Genomic DNA, 760 nt, shown 5'->3' with positions numbered 1-760 from the left:
ACCTCGTTGAACATATCTTTCCATTCTGCAAACGTCACCTTGATTGGGTTGAAGCTGTTTACCGGTTTAGAAATGCCATAACGAACCGTTTCTATTTCTGGTTCAAAAGTGCCAAACATTCGATCCCAGATAATCAAAACACCTGCGTAATTTTTATCAATATATTGACGATTGATCCCGTGATGCACTCTGTGGTGAGACGGCGTGTTGAATACCCACTCCAGTGGGCCAAGTGAACGAATCGACTGCGTGTGCACAAAGAACTGCAAACCTAGATTCAACAACACCACGAATACAACCCATTTAGGGTCAAAACCAATAATGACCAAAGGTAGCCAGAACAGCCACATCCCCGCCAATGGGTACATCAAGCTTTGGCGAAACGCCGTACTAAAATTCATTCTTTCTGAACTGTGATGCACCACATGTGCCGCCCACATCCAACGAATACGATGGCTAGCACGGTGGAACCAGTAATAGAAAAAGTCTTGCAGCAACATAAGAAGCAAGAAAGTCGATACACTCATTTCGATATCAAATAATCGCCAATCAAACATCCACAAGTAGAAATGCGCAATCAGCAACCCCGTTAAAATATCAGCAGCTTGATGTAATCCCGCCAACACAAAGTTACACGCCACTTCCGGCAGATAATATTGTGCGCTGTCAGGCAGTTTACCTCGACGCTGTCCCAAACCGTATTCCGCGGCGATGCAGAGAAAAAAGATAGGAGCCAAAGCCATAAGCAAGAGCTCCGGTC

At 45.1% G+C, this 760-nt stretch carries 1 protein-coding gene; it reads right to left on the bottom strand.

Annotation, left to right across the window (positions count from 1 at the left end):
- On the bottom strand, positions 1-760 hold a 760-nt coding region (locus R8N47_RS24795), incomplete at both ends, for a sterol desaturase family protein (protein ID WP_318186049.1).

This window comes from Vibrio sp. 2132-1 (assembly GCF_033344315.1).
Note: the sequence above shows the minus strand (reverse complement) of the source record. Positions and strands in the feature narration are given on the sequence as shown.